This window comes from Kitasatospora sp. NPDC048298 (genome assembly GCF_043201465.1).
Taxonomy (GTDB): Bacteria; Actinomycetota; Actinomycetes; order Streptomycetales; family Streptomycetaceae; genus Kitasatospora.
This window is the reverse complement of record NZ_JBICYZ010000002.1, coordinates 348,973-373,355: the sequence shown is the minus strand read 5'-3', so window position 1 is coordinate 373,355 and position 24,383 is coordinate 348,973. Positions and strand designations below refer to the sequence as shown.

General features: G+C 72.5%; 21 protein-coding genes. 13 read left to right on the top strand and 8 right to left on the bottom strand.

The features are described from left to right. Positions 1-9: 9 nt before the first annotated feature. The 8 genes from ACGF0D_RS02805 (at position 10) to ACGF0D_RS02770 (ending at position 9,355) form a co-directional block, all read left to right on the top strand. Complete coding sequence (locus ACGF0D_RS02805) at positions 10-1,059, top strand: ABC transporter ATP-binding protein (RefSeq protein ID WP_392873652.1); 1,050 nt, start codon at positions 10-12, stop codon at positions 1,057-1,059. Continuing rightward, entirely contained in the window at positions 1,052-2,071 is a 1,020-nt protein-coding gene (locus tag ACGF0D_RS02800; protein WP_392873649.1) for an ABC transporter ATP-binding protein, read from the top strand. Before ACGF0D_RS02805 ends, ACGF0D_RS02800 begins: the two co-directional genes overlap by 8 nt. A 179-nt stretch (positions 2,072-2,250) precedes the next feature. Continuing rightward, entirely contained in the window at positions 2,251-3,876 is a 1,626-nt protein-coding gene (locus tag ACGF0D_RS02795; RefSeq protein ID WP_392913700.1) for an ABC transporter substrate-binding protein, read from the top strand. A gap of 162 nt (positions 3,877-4,038) precedes the next feature. Further along, on the top strand, positions 4,039-4,965 hold the full coding sequence (locus ACGF0D_RS02790; protein WP_392873644.1) for an ABC transporter permease: 927 nt from the start codon (positions 4,039-4,041) through the stop codon (positions 4,963-4,965). Then, positions 4,958-5,962: an ABC transporter permease gene (locus ACGF0D_RS02785; RefSeq protein WP_392873641.1), complete on the top strand. Its 1,005-nt coding sequence runs from the start codon at positions 4,958-4,960 to the stop codon at positions 5,960-5,962. Before ACGF0D_RS02790 ends, ACGF0D_RS02785 begins: the two co-directional genes overlap by 8 nt. A gap of 16 nt (positions 5,963-5,978) precedes the next feature. Continuing rightward, entirely contained in the window at positions 5,979-7,037 is a 1,059-nt protein-coding gene (locus ACGF0D_RS02780) for an ABC transporter ATP-binding protein (protein WP_392913699.1), read from the top strand. Continuing rightward, the gene (locus tag ACGF0D_RS02775) at positions 7,021-8,148 is read left to right on the top strand and encodes an ABC transporter ATP-binding protein (RefSeq protein WP_392873635.1); all 1,128 of its coding nucleotides are present in this window, start codon (positions 7,021-7,023) and stop codon (positions 8,146-8,148) included. Before ACGF0D_RS02780 ends, ACGF0D_RS02775 begins: the two co-directional genes overlap by 17 nt. Before the next feature lie 157 nt (positions 8,149-8,305). After that, a complete protein-coding gene (locus tag ACGF0D_RS02770) occupies positions 8,306-9,355 on the top strand; it encodes an ABC transporter ATP-binding protein (protein WP_392873632.1) in 1,050 nt (349 codons plus the stop codon). A gap of 35 nt (positions 9,356-9,390) precedes the next feature. On the opposite strand, the gene ACGF0D_RS02765 is transcribed toward ACGF0D_RS02770, so the two are convergent. The 5 genes from ACGF0D_RS02765 to ACGF0D_RS02745 form a co-directional block, all read right to left on the bottom strand. Continuing rightward, positions 9,391-11,109 (bottom strand): ABC transporter family substrate-binding protein, encoded by a 1,719-nt coding sequence (locus tag ACGF0D_RS02765; RefSeq protein ID WP_392913698.1) that lies wholly within the window; start codon positions 11,107-11,109, stop codon positions 9,391-9,393. 195 nt (positions 11,110-11,304) lie between these two features. Next, positions 11,305-13,686, bottom strand: coding sequence for a peptidoglycan binding domain-containing protein (locus ACGF0D_RS02760; RefSeq protein WP_392913697.1), 2,382 nt, complete (start codon positions 13,684-13,686; stop codon positions 11,305-11,307). A gap of 244 nt (positions 13,687-13,930) precedes the next feature. Further along, entirely contained in the window at positions 13,931-14,389 is a 459-nt protein-coding gene (locus tag ACGF0D_RS02755; protein ID WP_392913696.1) for a DUF6113 family protein, read from the bottom strand. Next, positions 14,386-15,294 (bottom strand): N-acetyl-1-D-myo-inositol-2-amino-2-deoxy-alpha-D-glucopyranoside deacetylase, encoded by a 909-nt coding sequence (mshB, locus tag ACGF0D_RS02750; RefSeq protein WP_392913694.1) that lies wholly within the window; start codon positions 15,292-15,294, stop codon positions 14,386-14,388. The genes ACGF0D_RS02755 and mshB overlap by 4 nt, the downstream gene beginning before the upstream one ends. 30 nt (positions 15,295-15,324) lie before the next feature. Continuing rightward, a complete protein-coding gene (locus ACGF0D_RS02745; protein ID WP_392873618.1) occupies positions 15,325-15,519 on the bottom strand; it encodes a DUF2304 domain-containing protein in 195 nt (64 codons plus the stop codon). Between the two features lie 313 nt (positions 15,520-15,832). On the opposite strand from ACGF0D_RS02745, the gene ACGF0D_RS02740 reads away from it, so the two are divergent. The 4 genes from ACGF0D_RS02740 to ACGF0D_RS02725 all read left to right on the top strand — a co-directional run bounded on the left by ACGF0D_RS02740 (position 15,833) and on the right by ACGF0D_RS02725 (position 21,121). Beyond that, positions 15,833-17,986 (top strand): alpha/beta fold hydrolase, encoded by a 2,154-nt coding sequence (locus ACGF0D_RS02740; RefSeq protein WP_392913693.1) that lies wholly within the window; start codon positions 15,833-15,835, stop codon positions 17,984-17,986. Between the two features lie 182 nt (positions 17,987-18,168). Further along, positions 18,169-19,143, top strand: coding sequence for an ABC transporter ATP-binding protein (locus tag ACGF0D_RS02735; RefSeq protein WP_392873612.1), 975 nt, complete (start codon positions 18,169-18,171; stop codon positions 19,141-19,143). Beyond that, a complete protein-coding gene (locus tag ACGF0D_RS02730; protein WP_392913692.1) occupies positions 19,140-19,862 on the top strand; it encodes an ABC transporter permease in 723 nt (240 codons plus the stop codon). Before ACGF0D_RS02735 ends, ACGF0D_RS02730 begins: the two co-directional genes overlap by 4 nt. Before the next feature lie 8 nt (positions 19,863-19,870). Next, on the top strand, positions 19,871-21,121 hold the full coding sequence (locus tag ACGF0D_RS02725; protein ID WP_392873606.1) for a sensor histidine kinase: 1,251 nt from the start codon (positions 19,871-19,873) through the stop codon (positions 21,119-21,121). Positions 21,122-21,206: 85 nt separating this feature from the next. Here ACGF0D_RS02725 and ACGF0D_RS02720 read toward each other — a convergent pair whose 3' ends face one another. Beyond that, on the bottom strand, positions 21,207-21,698 hold the full coding sequence (locus ACGF0D_RS02720) for a GNAT family N-acetyltransferase (protein WP_392873603.1): 492 nt from the start codon (positions 21,696-21,698) through the stop codon (positions 21,207-21,209). A gap of 84 nt (positions 21,699-21,782) precedes the next feature. Between ACGF0D_RS02720 and ACGF0D_RS02715 the strand changes: the two genes are divergently transcribed. Beyond that, positions 21,783-22,412, top strand: a complete 630-nt coding sequence (locus ACGF0D_RS02715) for a response regulator (protein WP_392913691.1) — start codon at positions 21,783-21,785, stop codon at positions 22,410-22,412. Between the two features lie 6 nt (positions 22,413-22,418). On the opposite strand, the gene ACGF0D_RS02710 is transcribed toward ACGF0D_RS02715, so the two are convergent. Further along, a complete protein-coding gene (locus ACGF0D_RS02710; RefSeq protein ID WP_392874259.1) occupies positions 22,419-23,291 on the bottom strand; it encodes a transglutaminase family protein in 873 nt (290 codons plus the stop codon). An 85-nt stretch (positions 23,292-23,376) separates the two neighbouring features. After that, on the bottom strand, positions 23,377-24,231 hold the full coding sequence (locus ACGF0D_RS02705) for a GNAT family N-acetyltransferase (RefSeq protein ID WP_392873554.1): 855 nt from the start codon (positions 24,229-24,231) through the stop codon (positions 23,377-23,379). Positions 24,232-24,383 lie beyond the last annotated feature (152 nt).

The window sequence follows — 24,383 nt, the reverse complement described above, 5'->3', positions numbered from 1 at the left end:
GACGACCCGATGACCACCGTGATCGAGAACAACCAGAAGAACGATCGTCTCGAAGTTGGCACCCCTCTCCTGGAGGTGAAGGACCTCCACGTGGAGTTCCACACCCGGGACGGGATCGCCAAGGCCGTGAACGGCGTCAACTACTCCGTCGCGGCCGGCGAGACGCTCGCCGTGCTCGGCGAGTCCGGCTCCGGCAAGTCCGTGACGGCGCAGACCATCATGGGCATCCTGGACATGCCCCCGGGCAAGGTGACCCAGGGCGAGATCCTGTACCGCGGCCAGGACATGCTCAAGATGAGCAACGAGGAGCGGCGGCAGGTCCGCGGCCGGAAGATCGCGATGATCTTCCAGGACGCGCTGTCCGCGCTGAACCCGGTGCTCAGCGTCGGCTACCAGCTCGGCGAGATGTTCCGCGTGCACCAGGGCGCCTCCAAGAAGGAGGCGAGGGAGAAGTCCATCGAGCTGATGGACCGGGTGCGCATCCCCGCCGCCCGGCAGCGGGTGGACGACTACCCGCACCAGTTCTCCGGCGGTATGCGCCAGCGCATCATGATCGCCATGGCGCTGTCGCTCCAGCCCGACCTGATCATCGCGGACGAGCCCACCACCGCCCTGGACGTGACCGTCCAGGCCCAGGTGATGGACCTGCTCGCCGAGCTGCAGGCCGAGTACAACATGGGCCTGATCCTGATCACCCACGACCTCGGCGTGGTCGCCGACGTCGCGGACAAGATCGCCGTGATGTACGCGGGCCGGATCGTGGAGACCGCCCCGGTGCACGAGCTGTACGCGAACCCCGCGCACCCGTACACCAAGGGCCTGCTCCGCTCCATCCCGCGCCTGGACCAGAAGGGCCAGGAGCTGTACGCGATCAAGGGCCTGCCCCCGAACCTGCTGAAGGTCCCGACCGGCTGCGCGTTCAACCCCCGCTGCGACGTCGCCACCGACCTGTGCCGCACCGAGATCCCGGCGCTGCACCACGTGACGGACAAGGACGGCAAGGAGCTCGCCGGCCGCCGCAGCGCGTGCCACCTCTGGAAGGAGACCCTCCATGGCTGAGAACATCCTGGAGGTCAAGGACCTGCACAAGCACTACCCGCTGACCCAGGGCATCCTCTTCAAGAAGCAGGTCGGTGCGGTCAAGGCGGTCGACGGCATCTCCTTCGAGCTGAAGAAGGGCGAGACCCTCGGCATCGTCGGCGAGTCCGGCTGTGGCAAGTCCACGCTGGCCAAGGTGCTGATGAACCTGGAGCGGGCCACCTCCGGCCAGGTGCTGTTCAAGGGCGAGGACATCTCCCGGCTGTCCGGCGCGGCGCTCAAGTCCGTCCGCCGCAACATCCAGATGGTGTTCCAGGACCCGTACACCTCGCTCAACCCGCGCATGACGGTCGGCGACATCATCGGCGAGCCGTTCGAGATCCACCCCGAGGTGGCGCCCAAGGGCGACCGCCGCAAGGCCGTCCAGGACCTGCTGGACGTCGTGGGTCTGAACCCGGAGTACATCAACCGGTACCCGCACCAGTTCTCCGGCGGCCAGCGTCAGCGCATCGGCATCGCCCGCGGCCTCGCGCTCAAGCCCGAGATCATCATCTGCGACGAGCCGGTCTCCGCCCTGGACGTGTCCGTCCAGGCGCAGGTGATCAACCTGCTGGAGCAACTGCAGGGCGAGTTCGGCCTCTCCTACATGTTCATCGCGCACGACCTCTCCATCGTCCGGCACATCTCCGACCGCGTCGGCGTGATGTACCTGGGCAAGATGGTCGAGATCGGCTCGGACGAGGAGATCTACGAGAACGCCACCCACCCGTACACCCAGGCGCTGCTCTCCGCGGTGCCGGTGCCGGACCCGACGGCGCGCGAGTCCCGCGAGCGGATCATCCTCAGCGGTGACATCCCCTCGCCGGCCAACCCGCCGTCCGGCTGCCGCTTCCGCACCCGCTGCTGGAAGGCGGAGGAGAAGTGCTCCGAGGAGATCCCGCTGCTCGCGGTCCCCTCGCTGCTGAAGGGCCCGGCCGCGCACGAGTCGGCCTGCCACTTCCCCGAGGTCCGGGAGCAGGCCGCAGCGGCCTGATCCCCCGGTGGTCCCAGGAAGGGCCCGTGGCGTTCGCGCCGCGGGCCCTTCCGGCGTTCCGGCGCCGCGTCAACTCGACGGGAGGTCACCGCACCCGTCCGGGTGCTCCTGACTCGCGCCGTCGCCGGGGCGCGCTTCTCATGGGGTGTGATGCGACAACACCCTGAGGAGGAACCTCCATGCCCGTAGCCGCCCGTGCTCGCTGGGTCCTCGCCGTCGCGACGTCCGTGGTCCTGGTGGCCACCGGGTGCAGCAACAACGACGGCGGAGGAGGCAGCGGCTCGTCGGACGCCAGCAAGTCCTTCAGCTACCAGAGCAACGAGCCGCAGAACCCGTTGCAGCCCGCCAACGCGAACGAGGTCGGCGGCGGTCGCATCATCCAGAACCTCTTCAAGGGGCTGGTCGACTACGACCCGAGCAACGCCCAGATCCGGATGCAGGTCGCCGAGAAGATCGACACCAGTGACTCGCAGACCTTCGAGATCACGCTGAAGGACGGCTGGAAGTTCCACGACGGCACCCCGGTGCACGCCCGGAACTTCGTCGACGCCTGGAACTGGGGGGCCAACCCGGCCAACAACCAGATCAACAGCTCCTGGTTCTCCGACATCGAGGGCTACGAGGACGTCCACCCGGCCTCCGGCCAGCCCACCTCGGACAAGATGTCCGGGCTGACCGTCACCGACGACCTCCACTTCACCGCCAAGCTCAGCCACAAGGTCTCGTACTTCGAGTACAAGCTCGGCTACATCGCCTTCTCGCCACTGCCCGAGGGCTTCTACTCCGACCCGGCCGGGTACGGGCAGAAGCCGGTGGGCAACGGCCCGTACCAGTTCGTCAGCTGGTCGCACAACAGCAACGTGACGACCAAGGCCTTCCCCGACTACCAGGGCGTGGACAAGCCGAAGAACGGCGGCATCGTCTTCAAGATGTACACCACGTCCGAGGCCGCCTACGCCGACCTCCAGTCCAACAACCTGGACGTGATGGACCAGGTGCCGCCGTCCGCGCTGGCCACGTACAAGAGCGACCTCGGCGACCGCGCGGTGGACGAGCCGCAGGGCGCCATCCAGAACATCGGCTTCACGCTCTACCAGGCCAACTGGGCCCCGCCGGAGAAGGCCAAGGTGCGCCAGGGCCTGTCGATGGCGATCGACCGCGCCACCATCACCAAGACGGTGCTCCAGGGCTCCCGCAAGCCCGCCACCGCCTGGGTGGCCGAGGGCGTCGAGGGCTACAAGTCCGGTACCTGCGGCGACTTCTGCACGTTCGACGCGGCCAAGGCCAAGCAGCTGATCCAGGATGGCGGCGGCGTCCCCGGCAACAAACTGATGATCACCTACAACGCGGACGGCGGCCACAAGGAGTGGGTCGACGCGGTCTGCAACTCGATCCGGCAGAGCACCGGGGTCGACTGCCTGGGCGACCCGAAGCCCGACTTCAAGACCGCGCGGGCCGCGATCACCGGGCACACCGTCAACGGCGCCTTCCGCACCGGCTGGGTGCAGGACTACCCGCTGAACGCCAACTTCCTGGCCGACGTGTACCGCACCGGCGCCGCGTCCAACGACTTCGGCTACAGCAGCCCCCAGTTCGACGAGGCGGCCACCCGGGCCGACGAGGCCGCCAGCGTCGCCGACACGGTGACCGGCTACCAGCAGGCCGAAGCGGTGCTGCCGAGCGGGATGCCGGCCATCCCGCTCTGGTACTACCGCACCAACTCGGGCTACTCGACCAAGGTGCAGAACGTGAAGTTCGACTCCTTCGGCAACCCGGCCTGGACCCAGGTCGAGGTCAAGGGCTGAGCCCCGACTCCTCGCACCGGCCCCGCCCTCCCCGCACGGAGGGCGGGGCGCGGTCTCTCGGCCGACCGGCCCGGTCGGCCGGGCACCCCGACCGGACAGCCGGCCGGACACCCGGTCGGAACCCGGCCGGAACCCGCTCGGACACCTAGGAAGGAGGCTCGGATGGGCAGTTACGTGCTGCGGCGGGTGCTGCAGATGATCCCGGTGTTCTTCGGCACCACGCTGCTGATCTTCCTGATGGTCTACACGCTGCCGGGCGACCCGGTCGCGGCGCTGTTCGGCGAGAAGGCCGCCGACCCGGCCGTGGTCGCCAGCATCAAGCACACGTACTACCTGGACCAGCCGATCTGGAAGCAGTACCTGCACTACATGGGGAACCTCTTCCAGGGGGACTTCGGCACCAGCTTCACCGGCCGTCCGGTCACCGACATCATGGCGGACGCCTTCCCGGTCACGATCCGGCTCGCCCTGATGGCGTTCGTCTTCGAGATGGTCGTGGGCCTCGCCCTGGGCCTGGTCTCCGGACTGCGGCGCGGCAGCATCCCGGACACCCTGGTGCTGATCCTGACCCTGGTGGTCATCTCGATCCCGGTCTTCGTGCTGGCCTACATCGCGCAGACGGTGTTCGCCACCAACCTGGGCTGGGTCACGCCGACGGTGCAGGACAGCTACGACCTGACCCAGCTGATCCTGCCGGCGATCGTGCTGGGCTCGCTCTCGCTCGCGTACGTCGCCCGGCTCACCCGGACGTCGATCGGCGAGAACCTGCGGGCCGACTACATGCGCACCGCGGTCGCCAAGGGCCTGCCCCGGCGCACCATCACCTCCCGCCACCTGCTGCGCAACTCGCTGATCCCGGTGGTCACCTTCCTCGGCACCGACCTCGGCGCGCTGATGGGCGGGGCCATCGTCACCGAGGGCATCTTCAACGTGCAGGGCATCGGCAACGTCCTGTACCGGGCGATCAACCAGAAGGAGGGCCCCACCGTGGTCGGCATCGTGACCGTCCTGGTGATCGTCTACCTGGTCGCCAGCCTGCTCGTCGACCTGCTCTACGCGGTCCTGGACCCGAGGATCCGCTATGCCTGAGCCCGACATCCACGACGAGGAGTCGTACGAACCGCACCCCAAGCCGGGGGTCGTGCGCCTCGACTACGCGGGCGAGCAGGGCATGGCCGTCGAGCAGGAGACTTTAGTCGAACCCGACGTGGAGAAGCGCGAGGCGGCCCGCAGCCTGTGGGGCGACGCCTGGCGGGACCTGCGCCGGCGGCCGATCTTCCTGCTCTCGGCGCTGCTGATCCTGCTGCTGGTGATCATGGCGATCTTCCCCGGGGCGTTCACCGACGCGGACCCGCGCGCGGCCGACCTGGTGAACAACTACCTCAGGCGGCCGGACTGGAGCGACTTCTTCGGGGCCGGCTGGTTCGGCTACGACGCGCAGGGCCGCTCCATCTACGCCCGGGTGGTGTACGGCGCCAGGGCCTCGATCACCGTCGGCATCTTCGTGACCGCCGCCGTCACCCTGCTCGGCGGGCTGACCGGGATGGCGGCCGGCTACTTCGGCGGCTGGATCGACGCACTGCTCTCCCGGATCACCGACATCTTCTTCGGCATCCCGCTGCTGCTCGGCGCGCTGGTGCTGCTGAACGCCTTCGCCACCCGCACGGTGTGGACTGTGGTCGTCGCGCTGGGCGTGCTCGGCTGGACCCAGATCGCCCGCGTCATGCGCGGGGCGGTGCTGACCGTCAAGCAGTCCGACTACGTGGTGGCCGGCCGGGCGCTCGGGGCCGGGACGGGCCGGCTGATGTTCCGGCACATCCTGCCGAACGCGATCGCCCCGGTGATCGTGGTGGCGACCATCGCCCTCGGCGGCTACATCGCCACCGAGGCGACGCTGAGCTTCCTCGGCATCGGTCTGCAGGACCCGACCATCTCCTGGGGCATCGACATCGCCTCCGCCCAGAAGGTGATCCGGACCGCGCCGTACGTGCTGTTCTTCCCGGCCACGGCGCTCTCGATCACCGTGCTGGCCTTCATCATGCTGGGCGACGCGGTGCGCGACGCCCTCGATCCGAAGCTTCGCTGAGCGAGGGGAGCGCATCGTGAGTACAGCGGTGGACACCGCCGGGCGCGAGCAGGAGGCGCCGTACCAGGGGCCGCTGCTCGACGTCCGCGACCTGCACGTCGAGTTCGTCACCCGGGACGGCGTCGCCCGGGCGGTGAACGGCGTCAACTACTCCGTCGCGGCGGGGGAGACGCTGGCGGTGCTGGGGGAGTCCGGTTCGGGCAAGTCGGTGACGGCGCAGGCGATCATGGGCATCCTGGACATGCCGCCCGCCCGGATCCCGCGCGGCGAGATCCTCTACCGGGGCCGGGACATGCTCAAGCTGGGCAAGGAGGAGCGGCGGCGGATCCGCGGCCAGAAGATCGCGATGATCTTCCAGGACGCGCTGTCCGCGCTGAACCCGGTGCTCAGCGTGGGCTACCAGCTGGGCGAGATGTTCCGCTCGCACCGGAAGGTCTCCCGCAAGGAGGCCAAGGAGAAGGCCGTCGAGCTGATGGAGCGGGTGCGCATCCCCGCCGCCCGGCAGCGGGTGAACGACTACCCGCACCAGTTCTCCGGCGGCATGCGGCAGCGGATCATGATCGCGATGGCGCTGGCCCTGGAGCCGGACCTGATCATCGCGGACGAGCCCACCACGGCCCTGGACGTGACGGTGCAGGCGCAGGTGATGGACCTGCTGGCGGAGCTGCAGGCCGAGTACAACATGGGGCTGATCCTGATCACCCACGACCTGGGTGTGGTCGCGGACGTCGCGGACAAGATCGCCGTGATGTACGCGGGGAGGATCGTGGAGACCGCCCCGGTGCACGAGCTGTACGCGCGGCCCGCGCACCCGTACACCAGGGGACTGCTGGACTCGATCCCCCGGCTGGACCAGAAGGGCCAGGAGCTCTACGCCATCAAGGGGCTGCCGCCCAACCTGCTGCGCATCCCCAAGGGCTGTGCCTTCAACCCGCGGTGCCCGCGCGCCCAGGACGTCTGCCGGGTCGAGGTGCCGGAGCTGTTCCCGGTCACCGAGGAGGACGGGACGCCGCTGGAGGGGCGCGGCAGCGCCTGCTTCTTCTGGAAGGAGACGCTCCATGACCACGACCGCTGACGGGGCCGGCGCGCTGGGCGGCGCGGCGCTGCCGGAGGAGGTCGTCTTCGCGCAGGAGGTGCCGCGCGGCGAGCCGATCCTCGAAGTCCGGGACCTGGTCAAGCACTTCCCGCTCACTAGGGGCGTCCTGTTCAGGAAGCAGGTCGGCGCGGTGAAGGCGGTCGACGGGGTCAGCTTCGACCTGATGCAGGGCGAGACGCTCGGCGTCGTCGGCGAGTCCGGCTGCGGGAAGTCCACGCTGGCCAAGGTGCTGATGAACCTGGAGCCGGCCACCTCGGGATCGGTCCGCTACAAGGGGGAGGAGATCTCCCGGCTGTCCGGGGCGGGGCTGAGGGCCGTCCGGCGGAACATCCAGATGGTGTTCCAGGACCCGTACACCTCGCTCAACCCGCGCATGACGGTCGGCGACATCATCGGCGAGCCGTTCGAGATCCACCCCGAGGTGGCGCCCAGGGGCGAGCGCCGCAAGGCCGTCCAGGACCTGCTGGACGTGGTCGGGCTCAACCCCGAGTACATCAACCGCTATCCGCACCAGTTCTCCGGCGGCCAGCGCCAACGCATCGGCATCGCCCGGGGGTTGGCGCTCAAGCCGGAGATCATCATCTGCGACGAGCCGGTCTCCGCCCTGGACGTCTCGGTGCAGGCGCAGGTGATCAACCTGCTGGAGCAGCTGCAGGGCGAGTTCAACCTGTCGTACATGTTCATCGCGCACGACCTCTCGATCGTCCGGCACATCTCCGACCGGGTCGGGGTGATGTACCTGGGGAAGATGGTCGAGATCGGCAGCGACGCGGAGATCTACGACCACGCGACGCACCCGTACACCCAGGCGCTGCTCTCGGCGGTGCCGGTGCCGGACCCGAGGGCGCGGGAGACGCGCGACCGGATCGTGCTCACCGGCGACGTGCCCTCGCCGGCCAACCCGCCGTCCGGCTGCCGGTTCCGCACCCGCTGCTGGAAGGCGCAGCAGCGGTGCGAGGTCGAGGAGCCGCTGCTGGCCGCGCCGTCCTGGCTGGACGGGGCGGCGCGGCACGACTCGGCGTGCCACTTCGCGGCGGAGAGGGGGGCCGATCAGGCGGAGGCGGGGGCGGACGGGCAGGGCTCCGGCTGACCCGGGTCCGATGTCAGGGCGCGTCCCCGCAGGTGGGGGCGCGCCCTTTCCCGTGACGGAAAAGAGATCTGCCGCAGGCTCGCCAAGTGCGGCCCGTTCCTTGATAGTTGCTCTGCGCCCGGCGGTGGACGCGGGGACGCCGAGGAGGGCTGCGCAGATGGACGCGGTGGAGGTGATCGGCGGCGGTCGGGGGAGCCTGGAGCCCGGGACGCCGCTGCTGGAGGTCGAGGACCTGCACGTGGAGTTCCACACCCGGGACGGCGTCGCCAAGGCCGTCAACGGGGTGAGCTACTCCGTCGCGGCGGGGGAGACGCTGGCGGTGCTGGGGGAGTCCGGTTCGGGCAAGTCGGTGACGGCGCAGGCGATCATGGGCATTTTGGACATGCCGCCGGGGCGGATCGCCTCGGGGCGGATCCTGTTCCGCGGCGAGGACCTGCTGACCATGGGCGGCGATGCCCGGCGGTCCATCCGGGGCCGGCACATCGCGATGATCTTCCAGGACGCGCTGTCCGCGCTGAACCCGGTGCTCAGCGTGGGCTACCAGCTGGGCGAGATGTTCCGCTCGCACCGGGGCGTCTCTCGCAGGGAGGCCCGGGAGAAGGCCGTCGAGCTGATGGAGCGGGTGCGCATCCCGGCCGCGAAGCAGCGCGTCGGGGACTTCCCGCACCAGTTCTCCGGCGGCATGCGGCAGCGGATCATGATCGCGATGGCGCTGGCCCTGGAGCCGGACCTGATCATCGCGGACGAGCCCACCACGGCCCTGGACGTGACGGTGCAGGCGCAGGTGATGGACCTGCTGGCGGAGCTGCAGGCCGAGTTCAACATGGGGCTGATCCTGATCACCCACGACCTGGGTGTGGTCGCGGACGTCGCGGACAAGATCGCCGTGATGTACGCGGGGAGGATCGTGGAGACCGCCCCGGTGCACGAGCTGTACGCGCGGCCCGCGCACCCGTACACCAGGGGACTGCTGGACTCGATCCCCCGGCTGGACCAGAAGGGCCAGGACCTGCACGCCATCAAGGGGCTGCCGCCGAGCCTGCTGAGCCTCCCGGAGGGCTGCGCGTTCAACCCGCGCTGCAACCGCGCCCAGGACCGCTGCCGTACCGAACTCCCGCCGCTGACACCGGTCACCGGCGAGCACGGGACGGAGTTGGCGGGCCGGCGCAGCGCCTGCCACTACTGGCGCGAGACGCTGCACGGCTGAGGCCCGCCCCGGACCCGCCCCGCGCCGGCGGGCGGCTACTTCACGAAGCCGACGTTCTCCCAGACGATGTCGGACAGGCCCGGCGCGCCGATGTTGGCGAGGTCGGCGCGGGCCCCGAACAGCTGCGGGCGCTGGTAGAGCGGCAGGACGCCGGCCACCTTCCAGAGCTCGCCGTCGGCCTGGTTGATCGCCTCGGAGGCGGTGGCGGCGTCGCTCGCGGCGGCGGCCCGGTCGAGCGCGGCGTCCACCGCCGGGCTGCCCGCGCCGACGTGGTTGGTGCCGCCGCTCTGGACGAAGTTGGCGCGGTTGCCGCTGGCCGGGAAGGGGGTGCCGATCAGCGAGTAGGCGGCGATGTCGAAGTCGTTGCGGTTGACGTACTTCTCGAAGAACTCGTTGGCGGGGGCGGTCACCGTGGTGACCTTGATGCCGACGTCCTTGAGCATCCTGGTGGTGTTGGCGGCCTCGGCCTGGGCCGGGGTGACGCCGGCCGGGACGACCATCCGCAGGTTCAGCTCCCGGCCGTCCTTCTTCCGTACGTCGCCGTCCGGCTTCCAGCCCGCGGAGTCCAGCTTGCGGGCGGCCTCGGCGGGGTCGTAGCGGGCCAGGCCGAGGGAGTTGTCGCGGTAGCCGTTCTGGTTGGTGACCAGCAGGTGGTTGTTGAGGGGGACGGCCGGCCAGTCCAGGCCGCTGAGGTCGGAGCGGATCACCACGTCCCGGTTGATCGCCTGGAAGACGGCCTGACGGACGGTCGCGTCGCTGAGCGCGGGGGTGCGGGCGTTCAGGGTGAGCTGGCGGAAGTCGGGCCCGCCGGCGCGGCGCACCACGGCGCCCCTGGTGTTCTTGACGGCCTGGTAACCGGCCACGTCCGGGCCGATGTTGACGAGGTCGATCCCGCCCTTGGCGAAGGTGGCGGCCATCGCGTCGGGCAGCATCGCGTGGAAGACGATCCGGTCCAGCACGGGCTTGTCGCCCCACCAGGCGGGATCGGCGACCAGGGTGACGGTCTGGGCGGCGCGGTCCAGCTGCTCGACCTTGAACGGGCCGGCGGTGACCGGGAACCCGTCCAGGTAGGAGGTGTTGAAGAGCTCCGGGGTGGAGATCCGGCTCGCGGGCAGCAGCGGGGCGTTGCCGGCGCTGTTGAACATCGACTGCCACTCGGAGAACGGGCGGTCGAAGGTCATCACGGCCTGGTAGTCGTCCTTGCCGCGCTCGACCGCGGAGACCAGCTCGAAACCGGTGCTGCTGGAGGACTTGTAGGCCGGGTCCTTCCCGTTCAGGGCGCGCCAGTTGGCCTCGATGTCGCGCCAGGTGATCGGGGTGCCGTCGGACCAGTGGGCCTTCGGGTTGAGCGTCCAGGTGACCACCTGCCGGCCGTCCCTGAACTCGGCGTGCGCCTCCTGAAGGTAGGCGGGGTTGGGGGTCTGGGTGCCGGCCGCGTCCGAGCGGAAGAAGGTCGGCAGCAGCGGCTTGCTGACCATGACGGTCGAGGAGTCGCTGCCGTCGGCGTGGATCGGCGACCACTGGCGGGAGAACTGGGCGGCCGCCAGGTTGAGGGTGCCGCCCTGGCGCAGCTGGGCCCGGTCGTGGGGGTTGATGTCGATCGAGGTCAGCTTGGGCGAGGCGAGGGCGGACGGCAGGGCGTCGGCGGCGGTGTCGTCCTGGCCCGAGGTGCAGGAGCAGAGTGCCAGCGAGAGCGTGAGGGCGGTGAGACCGGCGAGCAGGGCCGTCCCGTGGTGCTGGAGGCGGCGGCGCATCGGCGTGCTCCCCGGGGTGGATGTGGCGGATGGTGTGGCGTCACATCTTGCTGACCGGGAGGGGCGTTGTCGAGGGGCGGGCCCGGATGGGGCCCGCCCCTCGGGGCGCGGGTTCGTCGGCCGCCACGGCGTCCGGCCGCTACGGCGTCCGACCGCGACGGGTTCCGAGCGCGACGGGTTCCGACCGTGAACGTGTCAGACCGCGAACTTGAAGGTGCGGTCCTTGTCGCCGGTCTTGTCGAACACCGAGGTGATGCCGTCCGCGACGTCCTGCGGGGTGATCGCGGCGAGCTGGCCGTTCTTCTTGACCTTCACCTTGTCGAACGCGGTGCCCAGCTGGCCGGTGAGCGCGTCGAGGTCCCACTTGGGCACGATCTTGCCGGAGGCGTCCGGGACGAGGGTGAGCGCCTTGGCGGCGGTCTTCGGGCCGAAGTCCCAGGTCTTGGCGCCGGCCGTGACGTGCACCTTGCCGGAGGCCACCTGCTTGCCGAGGCTGTCGGCGGCGGCCTGGAGGGCCTGGGTGGAGATCTTCGGCTGGGCGGCCGTGACGGCCAGGGCGATCGGCTGGTCGGGCTTGCCGTCGGCGCGGCCGCGGTAGGCCTCCTCGATCGCGTCCAGGGCGCTCGCCGAGTCCACCGCCTGGCCGGCCCGGCCGGGCACGACGATCGGCTCGCCGTTGACGTCGCCGAACTTGACGTAGCCCTCCTGGAGGCCCTGGCCGGAGCCGGCCGCGAGGGAGTCGAGGGCGGCCTTGAGCTTGGCCCGGTCGACCTTGACCTCCGGGGCGACGGCCTTGGTGCCGCCCTTGAGCGACTTGATGACGTCGACCGGGTTGTAGCTGTGCTGGGCCAGGCCGTCCACGGTGGCGGTGGTGTCGAAGCTCAGCCCGGCGACCGCCGGGTCGAGGTCCACGGTCTGGTCGCCGATCTTCAGCTTGAGCGGCTGCTGGCCGGCCTTGCCGACGGACTCGTCCAGCTGGTGGATCGCCTGGTCACGGCTGCTGCCGCCGATCTCGGCGCCGAGCACCACAGTGCCCTTGGGGACGTCCGACTGGTTGAGCATCAGGCCGGTGCCGTAGGCGGCGGCGCCGAGGAAGAGCACCGCGGTGACGCCGTAGACGCCCAGCTTGACCAGCTTCTTGCCGGCTCCGCCGCGCTTGGCCTTGGCGGGGGCGGCCGGCTCGGCCTTCGCGGGGGCGGGGGCCGGAGCGGGCGCCGGGGTGGGGGCCGGAGCAGGGGCCGGGGCGGCCTTGTCGCCCTTGGCACCCTTGGGGCCCTTGTCGCCCTTGGGGGTCTTGCCCCCCTTGGCGTTCTTGGCGCCCTCGGGCCTCGGGCCGGGGGCCGGCAGCGGGGTGAGCGCGGTGGCCTCGGGGTCGCCGCCGGGCTGCGGGGTGGCACCGGGCGCGCCCGGGAAGAGGGCGCCGGGGCCCGCCGGGGTGGCCGCGTCCTGGCCGGGAGCGGCCGGGCGCTGGGCGGCGAACGGGTCGGTGCCGGTCGGGGCCGAGGCGAACAGGCCCGGCTGCGGACCGCCGTCGGCGCCGAGCGGGGCGCCGTTCAGGGGCAGACCGGGTATCGGGGCGGGCGGCGGGGTGTTGTCGCGGATCGGCGCGAAGCCGTCGACCGAGGTGTCCTCCGGGCTCGGCTCGGCGCCCGGCCCGGCCTGCGGGTGCGGCGCGGCGGCCGGGTGGCCGTTCGCCCGGAAGCCGTTCTGCGGGCCGGACTGCGGCCGACCACCGGCCTGCTGCCCGCCCCGCTTCCCGCGGTTGCGCTGGGGGAGGCCGTTCTGCGCGTCGGCGTCGGGGACGGAGGTGCCGAACGGGTCGGCAATCGGGGCGAACGGGTCGGCGACCGGAGCGAAGGGGTCGGCGGGCTCGTACACGCCGGGCTCCTCCACCGGGGCCTCGGCGTGGAACGGCGCGGCGGGCGCGGCCGCGGCCTGCTGCTTGCCCTGGGCGGGCACCGGACGGCCGTTCGGGGCGCCGCCCCCACGGGCCGCCGGACGGGCACCCTGCGGGCGCGGTTCGGCGGTGGCGGGCGCGGCCGGGGCCTGCGTCGCGGCCGCGGCACCGGCCGGCACGGCGGCCGGGGCGGGCTCCGCGACCGGGGCCTTCTTCTGCCGCGGCCGGAACCAGGCACCGGTGGACTCCGACTCGGAGGTGGCCGGCGGGATCGGCGGGATCTGCCACTCCGGCGGCAGGTTCGGCGGGGAGGCCTGGTGGCCGCCGTCCTCCATCACACCGAGCACGGGCGAGGCCGGCGCGGAGCGGTGCCGCGGGGCGTCCGGGGCGGCGGCCGGAGCGTCATCGCCCGGGCCGTCCTCGTTCTTGACGGTGCTGCGGACGACGACCGGCGGGATCGGGCGCGAGCCGGGGATGTTGATCCGGACCCGGGTGGTCAGGGTGGTCTCGGTCTTCGGACCGTCGTCCTCGCCGCCCGACGCGGCGCCCGGTCCCGCGTCGGCCCGGTCGCCGCCGGGGAGCCCCGCCGGTGTGCCGTAGGGCGGCGTGCCCGACGGGTAGGCGTCCGGACCCGTGCGCCGGGGCGTCGGGTGGGCGTTGTCAGATTCGCGGCTGCTCAATGCTGCTCTGCTCCGGGTTCGCGGGCGGGCCGTGCGGCGCGACCGCGGTTCGTGGTCGCCGGGCCTTGACTGGGGCGGGCGGCGGTCGGGTACGGCGTTCTGCGGGACCACCATACTGGGAAGAACAGAGCGGCGAACGGCTTCGGACAGATCCTGATACGTCCGGTTCCTCCGGTATGAGAGTAAGGCCGTTCGCTCCTGACTGCGCGTCGTACGCGGTACGGTACGCCGTGCACGACCGGGGTCAGCGCGGGGGGCCGGGCACTCCGGGGAACCAGCTGGTGCGGGTGGGCAGGGTGGCGCAGATCACGCCCAGCACCGAGCCGGCGAACAGCCAGGCCAGCGAGGTGGCGTTGGACCACAGCACGTTGTCGCCCTCGGGACGGGGCACGATCAGCAGCAGCATCGCCAGGAACCAGCCGGCCGCGGGCGCGCCCGCGCCGAGCCGGGTGCCGGTGACCCGCAGGCCGGCGTAGAAGGTCGCGGCGGTCGCGGCGAGCGCCAGCAGGACCCCCACCGGCGGCCACAGGGCCTGCACAAAGGATCCGCAGACCGACACCGCGACGCCCAGCAGGAAGAACAGGACATAGGCCACGATCCGGGCGATGCGCGGGGGCTGGGACTCGGCCAGCCGCTCCTCGCGGGTGCCGAGGACGACGGCGGCGAGCGGGCGGCGGGCCGGCCCGGCGGCGGGCTTGCTCATCGGGTGCCCTCCTCGGCGTGCGCGGCGTCCGGCCCGAGGCCGGCGAACAGGTCGTCCTCCGGCTCGCCCGGCCCGGCCTGGCCGTGCACCAACTGGTAGTACTCGGTGGCGAACAGCGGCTGGGCGAGGTCGTTGGAGAGCGCGAAGAACGCGCCGTCCACGGTGATCTGGGTGGCGTGGGCGGCCATCGCGGCGGCCTTGCGCCCCGCGTACGCGGAACCGTCCAGCACGGTGGTGACCAGCTCGTCGTCGACCACGCCGGGGACGTCGGCGGGCTGCGCGACGCCCGGGAAGGACGCCTTGACGGCGGCCTCGGCGAGCCCGGCCTCGATCACCGAGCGGGGCATCCGGTTCCAGTACACCTTGGCGATCCGCCAGGCCGGGCCCAGCTCCGGCCGGTGCGCCGGGTCGGCGGCCAGCTCGTACGCGCGCGTCGCGACCCGGTGCGCCTGGATGTGGTCCGGGTGCCCGTAGCCGCCGTCCGGGTCGTACGTGACCAGCACCTGCGGGCGCTCCTCGCGGATCACCGCGACCAGGTGGCCGGCCGCCTCCTCGACGTCCGCCCGCCAGAAGCAGCCGGGCACGTCGTTCTCGGGCACACCCATCATCCCGGAGTCGCGGTAGCGCCCCGGGCCGCCGAGGAAGCGGAAGTCGGCCACGCCGAGGGCGCGCATCGCCTCGGTCAGCTCGCCGATCCGGTACGCGCCGAGGGTGTCCTCCCGATCGGCCGTCAGGTGGGCCAGCTCCGGGGGGATCACCTCGCCGCCCTCGCCGAGGGTGCAGGTCACCAGCGTGACCCGGGCGCCCTCGGCGGCGTACCGGGCCATGGTGGCGCCGTTGCCGATCGACTCGTCGTCGGGGTGCGCGTGGACCAGGAGGAGGCGGCGGCCGGTAGTCGCGGTCATGGGAGGAAGCCTACGGCCGCCGCGGCGGGGTCAGAGCTTCAGGCCGTTGATCATCCCGGCGAGGTTGCTGGTGACCTGGCTGATCGACGGGGCGATCGAGCTGGAGGCCAGGTAGAAGCCGAGCAGCGCGCAGACGATCGCGTGCGCCAGCTTCAGGCCGGACCGGCGGATCAGGATCACCACGATGACCAGCATCAGCACGGCGGCGGAGATGTTCATGGCCATGTCGGCTCACACCCCTTCTCGGGCACGCCGCCCCCGGGGAGGGCGGCGAGGGACGGTGCGGGACTGGGGGCTGCGGGCGACCGCGGTCCGGGACGGGCCCGACGATCACTCGCCGGACAAGTCATACCCGATGAGTGAGGGGGTCATTACCCTCGGTGAGTCCACGTGCGCCGGGGCATCGTGGCATCCGAGGGGCGCATAGGCCGGTCGGAGGCGGTTTGGACCTCTTTGGGGCGTACTTGGTGACGATGCTCCGAACGAGTGATCAGCACACGTCCGGGTGCGGTGGCTCGGCGTCATAAGGTCTGGTGCCATGACCTCCCACACCTCTGCCGACACCTTCCCCCGGCAGTACGCGCGGACCCTGCGCTACACCGTCGGCGCGCCCCGCTCCTTCTCCGTCGCGCCGGACGGCTCGCGGGTCGTCTTCCTCCGCTCGCCCTCCGGCCGCGACCGGGCCAACCTGCTCTGGACCCTCGACACCGCCACCGGCGAGGAGCGGATCGCCGCCGACCCGGCCGCGCTGCTCGGCGGCGGCGAGGAGGACCTCTCGCCGGCCGAGAAGGCCCGCCGCGAGCGCAGCCGCGAGGGCTCGGCCGGCATCGTCGGCTACGCCCTGGACGCGGCCGGCACCCTGGCCGCCTTCGCCCTCTCCGGCCGCCTGTTCACCGCCGACCTGGCCTCCGGCGCCACCACCGAACTGCCCGCCGAGGGGCCGCTGTTGGACCCGCGGCCGTCTCCGGACGGCACCCACGTCGCGTACGCCAACACCGCCGGCGAGCTGCGGCTGACCCGCGCCGACGGCAGCGGCGACCGGGTGCTCGCCGAACCGGACGGCCCGAACGTCACCTGGGGCCAGGCCGAGTTCATCGCGCAGGAGGAGATGGACCGCAACCGCGGCTTCTGGTGGTCCCCGGAGAGCGACCGGCTGCTGGTCGAGCGCGCCGACGACAGCCCGGTGCGCCGCTGGTGGATCGCCGACCCGGCGAACCCGGACCGCGAGCCCGCCGAGGTCGCCTACCCGGCGGCCGGCAGCGCCAACGCCGAGGTCGGACTCTGGCTGCTCGACCTGCACGGCGGGCGCACCGAGGTGGCCTGGGACCGCGCCGCGTTCCCCTACCTGGGCCGGGTGCACTGGTCGAAGGGCGGCGTCCCGCTGCTCCAGGTCCAGTCCCGCGACCAGCGCCACCAGCGGATCCTCGGCCTGGACGTCGCCACCGGCACCACCGAGGTGCTGCACGAGGAGAAGGACGGCGCCTGGCTGGAGCTGTTCGCGGGCGCGCCGGCCTGGACCCCGGACGGCAAGCTGGTCCGGATCTCCGACGAGGGAGGGATGCGGGCGCTGGTGATCGGCGACCGCACCGTGACCGGCGCCGACCTGCACGTCCGCTCGGTCGTCGCGGTCACCGAGGAGGAGGTGTTCTTCAGCGCCTCCGGCGGCGTCGGCGAGACCGACCCCGAGCCGGGCTGGATCGCCGTCGGCCGGATCAGCCACGACGGCAAGCGGCTGGGCTGGGAGTCCGCCAACGGGCGGCCGTTCACCTCCGTCACCAGCGCGGTGCACGGCGGCGGCATCACCGTCCGGGCCACCGCCGAGCCCGACCTGCCCGGCACGCTCGTCCAGGTCGCCGGGGACCTGCCCGAGGGCGTGGCGGTCGACGACGTCGCCACCATCGCCTCCCACGCCGAGACCCCGGTCATCACCGCCCGTCCGGTCTTCCGCTTCGCCGGTGAGCGCCGCATCCCCGCCGCCGTCTTCCTGCCCACCGGCTACGACCGCGAGCGGGACGGCCTGCTGCCCGTCCTGATGGACCCGTACGGCGGCCCCGGCGGCCAGCGCGTCTACCAGGCGCACAACCCGCACCTCCAGTCGCAGTGGTTCGCCGACCAGGGGTTCGCGGTGGTCGTCGCCGACGGCCGCGGCACCCCCGGGCGCGGGCCGGCCTGGGAGAAGTCGATCGCCTTCGACTTCGCCGGGGCCACCCTGGACGACCAGGCGGACGCGCTGCGGGCGCTCGCCGGGGAGTTCCCGCTGGACCTCGACCGGGTCGCCATCCGCGGCTGGTCGTACGGCGGCTACCTCTCCGCGCTCGCCGTGCTGCGCCGTCCGGACGTCTTCCACGCGGCGGTGGCCGGGGCGCCGGTGACCGACTGGGAGCTGTACGACACCCACTACACCGAGCGCTACCTGGGCGACCCGGCCGAGCGGCCCGAGGTGTACGCCGCCAACTCGCTGAGCGGGTACGCGGCCGGCCTGGAGCGCCCGCTGATGATCATCCACGGGCTGGCGGACGACAACGTGGTGGCCGCGCACACCCTGCGGCTGTCCTCGGCGCTGCTCGCCGCCGGGCGCCCGCACACCGTGCTTCCGCTGTCCGGCGTCACCCACATGACCCCGCAGGAGGAGGTCGCGGAGAACCTGCTGCTGCTCCAGGTCGACTTCGTGAAGCGCTCGCTGGGCCTGTGACACCCCGCTGACCAGCGCCTTCCGCGGCCGGTGCCCCTGACGGGGGTACCGGCCGCCGGCATGACATCCGTCATGCCGAAGGCACGACGGCGGACACTGCCGCCGCCACCCGCCCGCGCGGGACTCTGAGGTGGTGCGAACAGCACCGGACGTGAAGACCATCAGGGGAGAGGAGCGGGGCGATGGGTACCGAGGTGGCCGCCTTCCGCGGCGTCGGCAAGAGCTACGGGCGGGTGCGCGCCGTGGACGGACTGGACCTCGTGCTGAGGCCGGGCGAGACCGTCGCCCTGCTCGGGCCGAACGGCGCCGGGAAGTCCACCAGTCTGGACCTGCTGCTCGGCCTGCGCGAGCCCGACCGGGGCAGCGTGACCCTGTTCGGCGGCGCCCCGCGGGCGGCGATCGAGGCCGGCCGGGTCGGCGCGATGCTGCAGAGCGGTGGGCTGATGTCCGACGTCAAGGTGCGCGAGCTGGTCCGGCTCGCCTGCGACGTGCACCCGCGCGGTCGGTCGGTCACGGGGGTGCTGACCGACGCCGGGATCACGGAGCTGGCGGAACGGCGGGTCGACAAGCTGTCCGGCGGCCAGGAGCAGCGGGTCCGCTTCGCCCTGGCCATCGCCGGCGACAACGACCTGATCGTGCTGGACGAGCCCACCACCGGCATGGACGTCAGCGTGCGGCAGTCGTTCTGGGCGAGCATGCGCGCCCAGGCCGACGCCGGGCGCACGGTGCTGTTCGCCACCCACTACCTGGAGGAGGCCGACTCGATCGCCGACCGCGTTCTGGTGCTCCACCGGGGCCGGCTGATCGCCGACGGCAGCTCGGCGGAGATCAAGGCCAGGGCCGGCGCCCGCCGGATCGCCTTCGAACTCCACGACACGGACGGCGGGTTCGACGAGTCCGTGCTGCGCGCCCTGCCGGGCGTGCAGTCGCTGGACGTCACCGCGAGGGTCCCCGGGGTGCGGACGGTGCGGATCCGCACCGCGGACGCCGACGCCACCGTGGCCGGGGCCTACCGGGCGGGCCTGTACCCGCGCGGGCTGGAGGTCACCGGCGTGGGCCTGGAACAGGCCTTCCTGACCATCACCGGGGAACTGGACCGCGAGGACGGCGCCCGGGGCGCCGACACCGGGAGCACCGAGAAGGAGAGCGTGCGATGACCACCCTGATCGGGCTGGAGATCCTGCGGACCCTCCGCAACCGGCGCTACCTGCTCTTCACCATCGCCTACCCGGCGCTGATGTACTTCTTCTTCGTCAACGCCTACGGCTCCACCCAGCTGGCCAGCGGCCTGTCGGTGAAGACGTACTTCATGGTCTCGATGGCCACCTTCGGCGCGGTCGGCGCGGTGCTGACCGGCAACGCGCAGCGGATCTCGCTGGAGCGCAAGAGCGGCTGGGTGCGCCAGCTGAGGCTGACCGCGCTGCCCGGCCGGGCGTACACCGTCGGCAAGATCGCGGCGACCGCGGTCACCACGCTGCCGGCGATCCTGGTGGTCTTCGCGGTCGGCGCGAGCCAGGGCGTCTCGCTGGGCGCGGCGCAGTGGATCGCGCTGGCGGCCGCGCTCTGGCTGGGCAGCTTCGTCTTCGCCGCGCTCGGGGTGGCACTCGGGTACGCGGCGGCGCCGGACGCGGTGCAGCCGATCGTGATGATCACCTACATGGCGATGGCGCTGCTCGGCGGCACCTGGTTCCCGGTGAGCGGCTCGCTGGAGAAGTTCGCCCGGTTCAACCCGGTGTTCCTGTACAACAAGCTGGCCGCCTTCATCCAGCCCGGGCACTCCCTGGACACCGTCGCCGTCGCCGGTCTGGCCGGCTTCCTGGTGGTGTTCGCGGCCGCCGCCGCCGCGCTGTACCGCCGCGACACCCGCCAGGCATGATGATCGACATGAGTGACGCGCGCCAGGCCCACCGCCCCGACGAATCGCCGGAGGTGGGCGTGGCGCGCACGTCCTTCATGAACGTCCCCGGTTCCCCGGTGGAGACCAGGCGGCAGCTGCTGGTCAAGGTCGCCTGGATGATGCTGTGGATGCTCTACCTGGCCTACCCGGCCGGGGACCTGCTGCGCGGCGGCCACAGCACGACCGGGACGGTGCTCGGCTGGTGCTGCCTGGCCGCGTTCATGGTCGCGTACGTGCTGCTGGTGATCTTCCGCTCGCAGGCCGGGATGCGGCCGCGGGCCTGCCTGGCGATCGTCACGACGATGGTCGGGCTCGCGATCGCCGCCTCCGTCGGGCTCGGTGACGCGTTCCTGACGCTGTTCATCTACGCCTCGGTGTGCGTCGCGATCATCACCCCGGCCCGCTACGGGCTGCGCGCGCTGGTCGCCATGGCCGCGCTCACCGCCGTCGTCGGCGTGGGCATCGGAGCCGATGTCGACAACGTCTCCACCTTCGCGCTCAGCGCCTTCCTCTCCGGCGTCGCGATGACCGGCCTGCAGCGGCTGGTCGCCACCATGAAGGAGCTGCGCGAGGCCCGGGCCGCGGTCGCGCACCTGGCCGCCTCGGAGGAGCGGCTGCGGCTGGCCCGCGACCTGCACGACCTGCTCGGGCACTCGCTGTCGCTGATCACCCTGAAGAGCGAGCTGGCCGGACGGTTCATGGACGCCGGCAAGGACGAGGCCGCGCGGGCGCAGGTCGCCGACATCGAACAGGTCGCCCGGCAGTCGCTGATCGACGTCCGGGAGGCGGTCACCGGCTTCCGCCGCCCGACCCTGCCGGTCGAACTGGCCGCCGCCCGGACCGCGCTGGCCGCCGCCCAGGTCCGGCTGGAGGCCGCGCCGGAGCTGGTGGACGCCTGGCCGGCGCTGTCCGACGAGGAGCGGGGCGCGCTGGCCTGGGCGCTGCGCGAGGCCGTGACCAACGTCGTCCGGCACGGCGAGGACGCCACCGTCTGCACGGTCACGGCGGACGAGAGCTGGGAGGCGGGCGGCGAGCACTACGCCGTCCTGGAGGTCACCGACAACGGGCGCGGGCCGGGCAAGTCCCATCCGGGCAACGGCCTGTCCGGTCTGGAGGAGCGGCTGGCGCTGGTCGGCGGGCGGCTGGAGACCGGGTCGGGGGAGCGCGGGCGGGGCTTCCGGCTGCGCGCCTCGGTGCCGCTGCGCACGGTGTCGGCCCCGGCCTCCGAGCCGCGTTAGGGCCTGGCCGCCCACCCGGCACGGGCCCTTCGCCCGGTCGTCAGGCCCGCCGTCCCGCCGGTTCCGCCCGCCGGGGCCCCGGCTTTCAGCCGAGGCCGGCGAGGGAGCGGCGGTAGGCGAGGGCGGGGCGGCCGTCGAGGAGGAACTCGTACCGGGGCTTGAAGCCGTTGTGGGCGAGGACGGCCTGCGAGGCGGGGTTGTCGAGGGTGGTGACGGCGGTGAGGGAGCGCAGGCCGTAGGCGGTGGCGGCGAGTCGGCAGGCCTCGGCCACGGCGGCGGTGGCGACGCCTCGGCCGGCGGCGGATTCGGCGACGCGGTAGCCGAGTTCGGCGCTGCCGTCGACGAGGTCGAGGAGGTTGACGCGGCCGACCAGGTCGCCGGCCGCGTCGCGGACGACGTGGAACCTGCAGATGCCCTCGGCCTGTTCGGCGAGGAGGGCGGCGTGGCGGTCCGCGAACCGGGCGAAGTACGCGTCGCCGCGGTCCGGGACGGTGCGGGCGAAGTACGCGCGGTTGGCGCGCTCGAAGGCCAGTACGGCGTCGGCGTGGTCGGGGCGCAGGAGTTCGAGGGTCAGCACCGGGACAGTCTCGTCCGCAGGGCCTCGGCGAACCACTGGAATACGTCGGCCGGGTCCCCGGAGGCAGGCCCTAAGGTCGTGGCCATGAACGACACTGACAACGGGGCCTCGATCCGCGTGCTGCTCGCCGAGGATCAGGGGATGGTCCGGGAGGCGCTGGCCGCGCTGCTCGGGCTGGAGGGGGACATCGACGTCGTCGCGCAGGTCGGCCGCGGGGACGAGGTGGTGGCGGCGGTGCTCGCGAACGACGTGCAGGTCGCGGTGCTGGACATCGAGATGCCGGGGATGACGGGCATCGAGGCGGCCGCCGAGCTGCACCGCCGGGCGCCGCGGACGAAGGTGGTCATCGCGACGACCTTCGGCCGGCCCGGCTACCTGCGCCGGGCGATGGAGTCGGGTGCGGACGCCTTCCTGGTGAAGGACGCGCCGGCCGCCGAGCTGGCGGAGGCGATCCGCCGGGTGCTGCGCGGCGAGCGGGTGATCGACCCGACGCTGGCCGCCGCCGCGCTGGTCGAGGGCGCCAACCCGCTGACCGCGCGCGAGCGGGACGTGCTGGACGCGGCGGCCGACGGCGCGGTGAACGCGGACATCGCCAGGCGGCTGCACCTGTCCGAGGGGACGGTGCGCAACTACCTGTCGATGGCGATCCAGAAGACCGAGGCGCGCAACCGCACCGAGGCGGTCCGGATCGCCCGTGAGAAGGGCTGGCTCTGACGGAGGTCAGTTGAGCCGGTGCCGGGCCGCCCGGGCTTCCTGCCGGACCTTGGCGGCGGTGTCCGGGTCGAAGGCGTCCAGGATCTGCGCGTAGGCGTCCATTTCCGCCGAGCCGCCGAGGAAGTCCCCGGTGCGGACGAGGAGTTCGGCCCGTTCCAGGCGCAGCTGGGCCGGGTGCCGGGGCAGCAGCAGGGCGAGTTCGGTGGCCCAGAGCTGGGTGCGGGCGTGCTCGGGGCGGTCGGCGGCCCAGAGCCGGATGTTGCCGAGGACCCGCAGCACGATCTCCAGCGGCTGGGCCGGGGTGAGCAGGGCGGGGGTGAACTCGTGTCCGGCGGCGGCGACCAGCTGCTCGACGTCCTCCGGGTCGAGCAGCCGCCCGCCGTGGAACGGGTCGGCCAGGACGTAGTCCTCGCCGCCCGCCGGGCCGCCGACCGCGACGATGAAGTGGCCGGGCAGCGCGATGCCGTGGACGGTCAGCCCGGCCCGCCGTCCGACCGCCATCCACACCAGGGAGAGCATGATCGGCAGCCCGCGCCGCCGCCGCAGTACCTCGGGCAGCAGCGAGGACTCCAGCCGCCGGTAGTCCGACTGCCGCCCGTGGAAGCGCTCCCGCCCGCCGAGCACCGCGGCGAGCAGGGCGGCGGTCTCCTCCGGTCCGGTGGGCGCCCGCTCGGCGACCGCCGTCCGGACCTCCGCCGCGTGCCGCTCCAGCGCGGCCTCGCAGGCGGCGAGCAGCGCGTCCACGCCGGGCGGCTCGCCGGGGTCGCCGGGGTCGGGCACCATGCCGTGCTCGGCGGCGGCGAGCAGGCACAGCAGCACCGGGTCGGGCTGCTCGGCGCGGGCGGCGGTCCGGAAGCGGTCTCTGCTCTGCTCGGTCACGGTGACGGCGACGGCTTTCGTACGGCGGACGGACAAGGCGGCGATCGGACAAGCGGGTGATCGGACGGACGGTACGGCCTGGCGGCTACCCCTGGGGGAGGAGCGCGTAGTGGTAAGTGTGACTGGTCGTGAAGCCGAGTCCGTCATAGAGCGCGATAGCCCCCGCGTTCTCCGCCTCGACCTGGAGGTAGGCGCCGCTCGCCCCCTCCTCGGCCGCGCGCGAGGCGAGCACCGCCATGACCGCCGTCGCCAGCCCGGCCCGCCGGGCGTACGGCTGGACCTCGATCGCGCCGAAGCAGGCCCAGGCCCCGTCGATGACGCAGCGCCCGATCGCCGGCGGCGGCTGCCCGGGGGCGCCCGGCACGGTCGCGAACCAGACCGACGGCCCGCCGTTCAGCACCTGTCGGGCCGCCTCCTCCACCGCCGGGTCGCCGCCGACCCGCCGGTACACCGACAGCCACCCGTCGTCCGCCGTGCGCGCCAGCCGCACCCTCTCGTGCCCGGCGCCGCCCCGGGCGAGCCCGGCCAGCGGGGCGGTGCGGACCAGGGTGGGCGCGTACCCGGCCCCGAGCCGGTCGAGCTCGGCGACCAGCGTCGGAGGCGAGCCGGGGGAGAGCACCTCGACGTACGCGGGCAGCCCGCGCGCCGCGTACCAGTCGCGGACGGCCGCCAGCGCCTGAGGCAGCGGCAGACCCGGCTCCCCGAGGGCCTGGACGGAGTTGGCCCGCCGGGTGAACCCGGCCGAGGCGCGCAGCGTCCACTCGCCGAGCGACTCCTGTTCGACGGCCGGCCAGCCGCGCCCCGCGATCCGCTGCAGTTCGACCGGCCCGGTGACCGGCAAGGGGGCGCGCCGGGCCGGAAACGGCGGCACGACCTTGCCTGCGACCAGCAGCTTCTCCGGCAAGAACACCGGATCGCCGGTGCGGGGGACGACCGTCAACCCATGATCGTCCCACGATGTGAGCACCCCGATCGAATCCCGGAACACCGGACGGTCGTCCACGAACTCCGCAAGCCGGCGGACGGACACGCGTCGTCCCACGTCAGAGCGGTCTATCCGGACCTCCGGACGGTCGCCGACCGGGTTGACCG